Genomic DNA, 6,660 nt, shown 5'->3' with positions numbered 1-6,660 from the left:
CTCCTTGATGGTGTTGGGTTATACCCTTTGACAAACCCATCATACCGAGGCGCTCCTTTTCTTTCAAAGTCCAATTCTTAGGACTAACAGGAATGTTTACTTGAATGAACAAAAAGAGGAGCTGCCGCTTGCAAGCTCCTTCACTAATTATTCTAGGTAATTTTTTTTAGTTTGCATCTACTCTCCAGCTCTTTTGTAGCTTCCGAATGTAACAGATTTGACCAATGTGATATGCATTATGAGTTGACACATTTCCGAGTATCTCCCACCACTTGGCAGCCATTGGGAAACCATTCACATCACTTTCGACTTTTTCTTCAGTAAGTAGATCTTGCCATTTTAAAAGCACCTCTAATAATCGTTCTTTTAAGTCAGTGAAATTTTGATCATTGGGAACTATAAAACTTTTATTATTATTTCCTATGGAAGGCACAGCATTGACATGAGATTTCTGGTATCTAGTTTGCCAAGTTTCATTCCAATAAAGTAAATGCTGCACAATTTCAGCGATACTATTACTATCTTCACTAGGTTTCCAAAACGCTACTTCCTCTGACAAATTTTCAACTGCGTCTGAAAATGGTAGGTACCAACTAGGGTCATTAGCATTTGCTAATAACTGATCGGATAAAATATCTTTTACATGAAACATACTTTCCACACTCCTTCTTGTTGATATGCGGCGGCCTGTTAATGTTCATGTTGAGCTAACGTTTTCCGTTAGCTTATCAAAGTTTTGTACCTATTTATTATTTCTTTGTGACTTCTTGGTATGTTCTCTGGCAGTTCATCAATATTAATAAAGTCCAAACTCATGGATTCTTCATCATTAATTCTTAAAATACCACTAAACTCCTTTGTCCAATAAGCTGTAACAACAACATAAAATTCATCACCATTGGGAGCTTTGATAAAATTTTCCTTGCCCGAAAAAACATCAATTAAATTAAGATTTCTAACCTCGAGCCCTGTTTCCTCATACACTTCTCTTTGAGCAGTCTCTACGGTAGACTCCCCCAACTCCATTAATCCGCCCGGTAAACCATAACGACCTACTGGATGATGCATTCGTTTTTGCAGTAAAATTTCATTTTCATCATTAATAATAATAACCACCGCACCAACAAGAATCAGTGGAATATGGCCTACTATTTTTCTTAAGTCTTCTACATAGCCCATAGACATCTCCCATCGAAGGATTTATTGTTAGAGTAATTCTTTATTTCCATTGTAAATTCCTTTTTATCCCAATATCCTACCGACTAACACAATAAGGCTGCCAGTCATACGCTGGCAGCCTATTTTATTATTGTACTATCGTTCACCGTTAGCTTAATGAGTTCCCTAAAACACGCCATTATCATGCCGAGGCTTCTAGCTTCTGAATATTGTTTATTTGTTTTACTTTTTATTTGAAATGTGATATTCAAGTTTAATTATTCTCCTCAATATATACAAATTGAACGGGAGAATAATCAGCAATCCAGGATATATAATCGCGGAGTACCATAGTTTCCAATGATTATAGTAAAAATATCCTGACTTCACGGAAAGCCATTCAAATATTGTAGCACATATGGAATAAAGGATTATGTATATACATTTTTTTAAAAGACTACTTTTGAATGGAAAATAGTTCAAATAAATAATTGTAAATGCAGGATATAATCCAAATACGGGTATTAGGGTAAGCCATTCTACGCCAGGTGCAAAATATCCATATAAGTTTAAGCCCAAATCTAGATATATGTCGCTGATTGATTGAATAGCTCTTGAGAATAGGATAGATATGTACATTTCGACTTTAGTTAATCGCTTTGGAATGAAATAAGCAACTAGGTTTATTGTAATGACTGAACAAATGAGAAATTCCACTTTCTTCCCTCCTCGTAATGGAATAACTGACAATATTCGTCATCTTCAATTATTCACATTAAATTGCCAAGCTAAACTGCCCGTTAGCGCAACAACGGCAGCCGATCATTTTGGCCGGCTGCCGTCGTATCATCATTGGACTATCGTTCGCCGTCCCTCGGTTTAACGATTGATTCTCATTTTGAGCAATCTTCGTTACAGGAATTGGGTCCCCCCTGTTTCCATTATGGTCTACGCTCAAACTATTTTTTCGTTTTAATTAACACCAGCTTGTTCGCCGGATCCCAATGAACCTCGCAACCCAGGGCTTCGGCAACGAATCGTACAGGTATCATCGTACTGCCGTCTATCAGCTTAGGGGCGACCTCAAGACTCCGGCCCGTTCCGTCGATTGCAGCCTCCTTTGAACCGACTTGCAGGCGGATCGTCGTTCCTTCTCTAGTTGCAGTCACGGACTGACTATTAGCATCCCACGTAACCGTAGCACCCAGCTTCTCAAATATTCCCCGCAGCGGAACGAGCGTGCTGCCTTCATCAATGACAGGCTTCGAATCGAGTGGTAAGAACCGCTCATCGACTAGCACTCGAACTCGTTCAGGGAATGTCGTGATATCCAGAACCTCAACATTTTGCCCTTTAAGCATTTCCACCAAAGTTTGGGAGACTGCATTTAGCGCATTATGATTTAAATACAGCCCGGATAACTGCTTGCAATTTTTTAGGATGCTGAGATCCACTACCAACGTATCATTCAGGAAAATCGAGTCCAGCTCCGTCATGCCCGACAGTGGCGAAATGTCTCGAACGGGATTATGAGCAAGGCTCAGCAGCTGCATGTCCTTCATCCCCGCAAGCGGGGTTACATCCTGAAAATAGTTGTCCCAAAGAGCAAGACTGGTCAAGCTGGTAAGTCTGGATAATGGAGACAGGTCCTTAATGAAGTTATCGCTGAGATCAAGGTCCGTTAATTGTGTCATGTCTTGAAGCGGCGTCAAATCAACGATTTCATTGTCGCTCAATGCGACCTCTGTGAGCTTGTTCAAATGCATAAGCGGCGTCAGATTGCGAATTCGGTTGTTCGTCAAATACAGCTTCTCTAAATTTTCAGCGTATTGAAGCCCTTCCAACGATTCGATCGATTGCCTTTCCAAGGAAAAAAGACTGCGAAGCGACAACATATCATTTTTGGTCAGCAGCCCGCTCGGCTTCTTAAGCTCTTCGCGGATCAATGTCTCCAAATGATTATCCTTGATCAGCTTATCGTCACCCGGCGGCGTCAACTGAATCGGAGTCTTCTCCTCCTTTTTCGGCTCCTTGGCCTGCAACGTCAGATCCGTGGTCACCTTCACACCACGGTCGGACAACTGCTGCAGCACAGCTTGAGCCGAAGTATTCAAGGGATTTTTCTCGATATGAAGCTCCTTAAGACGTGGCAACTCAAGCAGCGGAGAAGCGTCCTCAACGACATTCTTCTCCAAAAATACATACTCTAAAGACTTAATATCCCGAAGAGCGGAGACATCCTTAATTCGGTTGCTATCCGCCACCAGCCAACGGAGCGGTAGTCTGGAGATCGGCTTCAAATTATCAATGAGATTACCTCCAATCAACAAGTCGGTTATCTGTCTCAGCTCGTTTAGCGGGGACAGGTCGGTAACCCGATTCCCCGACATGACTAGCTTATTCAGCTGAGACATACTCTGGAGAGGATGAATATCTTCAATCTGATTGCCGTTGATGCCGAGGAAAGTCACTTTCGTTAATGAGCTCAGCTGAGAAATATTGCGAATGCCTACATCGGTAAGGAACAGGCTGTTAATATTGACGGCATACTGCAGTCCTTCCAGAGTAGCAATATTCCCCTCCTGAGGATAGAGCGAGTTGAGATTGGCTAAATCGGCTTGCGTCAAATCTCCGTCAGGCTTCTTTAACTGCTTTCGGACCGCTTTCTCCAGATTGGTGTCCAATATGAGGCCGGAAGCCGCATAAGTTGGCATGCATCCTAGCATCAATAGGAGCGAAACGATGAACAAAACCGTTTTCTTAAACAAATTAATCGTTCCTTTCGTAGTAAAATACTATGCCTTTATATCGACAGCGAGCTGGTAAAAAATAAGAGTAATCCACTTCTAAAAATATGCTTTGAACTCATTCACGAAAAGAAAACAGCGGCAACTAGAGCTTAATGAAAATAAGGAGCAGTTGACGCGGCACACTGCTCCTCGATGATCGAACTATCGTACCCGTTAGCGCAATGATTTAAGGACGCTTTCGAGTGCAAAAACTCACAATTCCAGCAAGGAAAAGAATCATACTTATAGCCCATAATACTCCACCAATTCCTAGCCATAAAGAGTTACCTTCAGAAGCCATAGCCGGATGCAATGGTCTATTACTTATGGCTTTTAGAAAGCATGATACCGCTGATGAAAAGATTATCAAATGGGCAATCATCCAACCAAAAGCACTCCGATACTCTGACTTCCTTTCTTTAGCCCAAAGAAGAACCACAAAAAGAAAAGAAACTCCCATCACAATACAAAAACCAACTACAAGCATACCTATTGTTTCTTGTTCCATTGGTAGCACTTTTATAAACACCCTTTCATAAATTTCATGCTTTATTTAGCTCTAATCTAACAAGCTACTCCAAAGTTAAGACTAAATAATAAACCTATCTTATTCTCTTTCTTGCACAGATTTCCTTCCTAATTATTCCATTAACCTGCCCGTTAACGTAATGAAGCTGCCAATTGTGCCGGCAGCTTCGTTCATTAATGTTTATTCAACTATCGTTCTGCGTTACCTCAATTGTCACAAAATAATTTTCTCACTTCAAGTCTATCCGAAATCTGGAATTATTAATGATTTCCTCAGCAAGTTCAACCGGCTGCTTATTATCGGTATCCAGCAGGAATGGCTCATTGGTCGGCGACGCCATCAACTTGTTCCGAAGGAAGAGCGAACGGTGGATATATTGTGCATCTCCTCGCTGATGGAGCCGAGCGGTAAGGGTGTTCGCTTCCGCGTACAGCACAACATAGTGTAGCGTCGTCTCGAGGTCCGATAGTTGGTCAAAGAACCATTGCAGTTCATCTTCGACGACGAAATCGATAACCACGTCTAGCCCGTCCAAGAGAAAATTCCGCGTCACCGCAGCAATATTAAGCCAAGCCAGTCGGAGTCGTTCCTCCCAGGGCGGCTCGGTACCTCCTCGGTAGACATGGAGAAGGAGATCACCTTCAATCAACGCACATTGGTGCATCGCGTTGGCCAGAGTCTTCGAGACGGTTGATTTCCCTACACCAAGTGGGCCAGAGATAAGATAAACGGCAGTTACTGATTTTTTGGTGAAATGCATATGATATTCTCCTCCCTACCCGTTCGTTACGAAGCTGCCGATTCACGCCGGCAGCCTCGCTCCAACATTTGTTCAACTATCGTATCCGTTAGCGTAACTGCTTTTGTTGTATCTCTTGTTCTTCAACATAATTGCGATACTTATTACCGTTGTAATAATCAACAATGTCTTGGTTAATTTCTGGGTACAGTTGAATCAAATGCAACTCCGAAATCGGGATCCATTTAACATCTGTTTGTTTAGGATCTGGCTTTTGTGGAAGTTTAGGATATGACCCTGATTTTAATTCACATTCAAATGTAATACCCACAGAATGGGTATCGCCATAAATATAATTGCTTTTAGTTGGTTGATATTCGTAAACAAAAGCAACAGGACCGACTTCCACGTCGACACACGCCTCTTCTTTTGCTTCCCTTTTCACAGCTTCAACAAAAGGTTTCACCTGGCTCAACACCACCTGCGGGAAGGTTGTAATGGACACCGTCACCATTATCATTCTCGTACTCGATAAGTAAAATTGATCCATCCTTAATAATCATTGCGCACGCACGAAGTCGTATTTTTTCCATCCATTTCACTTCCGTTCTCATATTGTACCGGCGTGGAATATTATACCATCTTTGTTTTCCGTTTAGGAGATTCATTGCATCAAAGTGTCCTTTAGTTGAATAGCAAAAAAAGGACCCACAGCAACGGGCTGAGGGTCTAAGTTTTATATTTTAAAGGGGGGTCGACTTTTATTATAGGCTTGATTAATTAATGCCACATGAAAATAAGATTTCAATTATGTTACATTTACTTAACTCTTGTATCCGTTAGTGTAGAGACTGCTGATTAATCAAATCAACGAACTTCGCGGTGGTTTCTTTTAGACGTCCCTTTGCATTTGTGGAGTCTAATGGTTCTACCCAAGCAAAACCATCGGAATCATAGCGCGGAAAGATATGCATATGATAGTGCGTTAAATCATTAAATTTCGCATTGTTTTGAAGAATGGTTACCCCATCGGGTTGGAAATGGGATTTTAGTAACCTTGCGAGCAATCTGGATGTCTTCATAATTTCATTTGCAGTAATTTCATCTAAGTCATCGACATCATGGTAATGTAGTTTAGGTAGTATTAGTATGTGTCCTTCATTCAGTGGTGCTATATCTAGAATACAAGTCATTAAATCATTCTCATAAATTGTATTTGTTTCAATTTCTTTATTTGCTAATTGACACCCCAAACAAGAACTCTCAGGCAACCTTTTCTCCCCCTTTAATGTCCATATTTATATCTTTATTCGGTATTATTTCCCAACTATCCTGCCAGATAGCTTAAAGAAGCTGCCGTTTGGTTTGCGGCAGCTTCATGCGGTTTAGTATATTAAAGGCAGTGTTACTTTCGGGCAAGTTCAAGTATTGGCAATGTAATATGA

8 protein-coding genes are annotated in these 6,660 nt (G+C 41.2%); all 8 read right to left on the bottom strand.

Features of this window, described 5'->3' with window-relative positions:
• Nucleotides 1–166 precede the first annotated feature (166 nt).
• The 8 genes from ASD40_RS21745 to ASD40_RS21710 all read right to left on the bottom strand — a co-directional run bounded on the left by ASD40_RS21745 (nt 167) and on the right by ASD40_RS21710 (nt 6,486).
• Nucleotides 167–652: a DinB family protein gene (locus ASD40_RS21745; RefSeq protein ID WP_057305262.1), complete on the bottom strand. Its 486-nt coding sequence runs from the start codon at nt 650–652 to the stop codon at nt 167–169.
• Between the two features lie 68 nt (nt 653–720).
• Nucleotides 721–1,179: an NUDIX hydrolase gene (locus ASD40_RS21740; protein ID WP_057305261.1), complete on the bottom strand. Its 459-nt coding sequence runs from the start codon at nt 1,177–1,179 to the stop codon at nt 721–723.
• 222 nt (nt 1,180–1,401) lie between these two features.
• Complete coding sequence (locus tag ASD40_RS39455; protein WP_442952691.1) at nt 1,402–1,797, bottom strand: CBO0543 family protein; 396 nt, start codon at nt 1,795–1,797, stop codon at nt 1,402–1,404.
• A 320-nt stretch (nt 1,798–2,117) separates the two neighbouring features.
• The gene (locus tag ASD40_RS21730) at nt 2,118–3,926 is read right to left on the bottom strand and encodes a stalk domain-containing protein (protein WP_057305259.1); all 1,809 of its coding nucleotides are present in this window, start codon (nt 3,924–3,926) and stop codon (nt 2,118–2,120) included.
• A 208-nt stretch (nt 3,927–4,134) separates the two neighbouring features.
• Nucleotides 4,135–4,464: a hypothetical protein gene (locus tag ASD40_RS21725; protein ID WP_057305258.1), complete on the bottom strand. Its 330-nt coding sequence runs from the start codon at nt 4,462–4,464 to the stop codon at nt 4,135–4,137.
• A 241-nt stretch (nt 4,465–4,705) separates the two neighbouring features.
• Complete coding sequence (locus ASD40_RS21720; RefSeq protein ID WP_057305257.1) at nt 4,706–5,236, bottom strand: AAA family ATPase; 531 nt, start codon at nt 5,234–5,236, stop codon at nt 4,706–4,708.
• 88 nt (nt 5,237–5,324) lie between these two features.
• A complete protein-coding gene (locus ASD40_RS21715; RefSeq protein ID WP_327205295.1) occupies nt 5,325–5,729 on the bottom strand; it encodes an NUDIX domain-containing protein in 405 nt (134 codons plus the stop codon).
• Nucleotides 5,730–6,054: 325 nt separating this feature from the next.
• A complete protein-coding gene (locus ASD40_RS21710; protein ID WP_057305256.1) occupies nt 6,055–6,486 on the bottom strand; it encodes an HIT family protein in 432 nt (143 codons plus the stop codon).
• Between the last annotated feature and the right edge of the window lie 174 nt (nt 6,487–6,660).

The sequence above is a fragment of the Paenibacillus sp. Root444D2 genome, from assembly GCF_001426375.1.
GTDB lineage: Bacteria > Bacillota > Bacilli > Paenibacillales > NBRC-103111 > Paenibacillus_E.
This window is presented reverse-complemented; position numbering and strand designations above follow the sequence as displayed.

Bases quoted from the DNA above. Each gene is read 5' to 3' on its own strand.
- ASD40_RS21720 (WP_057305257.1), bottom strand. From the start codon at position 5,236: ATGCATTTCACCAAAAAATCAGTAACTGCCGTTTATCTTATCTCTGGC.
- ASD40_RS21740 (WP_057305261.1), bottom strand. From the start codon at position 1,179: ATGGGCTATGTAGAAGACTTAAGAAAAATAGTAGGCCATATTCCACTG.
- ASD40_RS21745 (WP_057305262.1), bottom strand. From the start codon at position 652: ATGTTTCATGTAAAAGATATTTTATCCGATCAGTTATTAGCAAATGCT.
- ASD40_RS21715 (WP_327205295.1), bottom strand. From the start codon at position 5,729: ATGGTGACGGTGTCCATTACAACCTTCCCGCAGGTGGTGTTGAGCCAG.
- ASD40_RS39455 (WP_442952691.1), bottom strand. From the start codon at position 1,797: ATGTACATATCTATCCTATTCTCAAGAGCTATTCAATCAATCAGCGAC.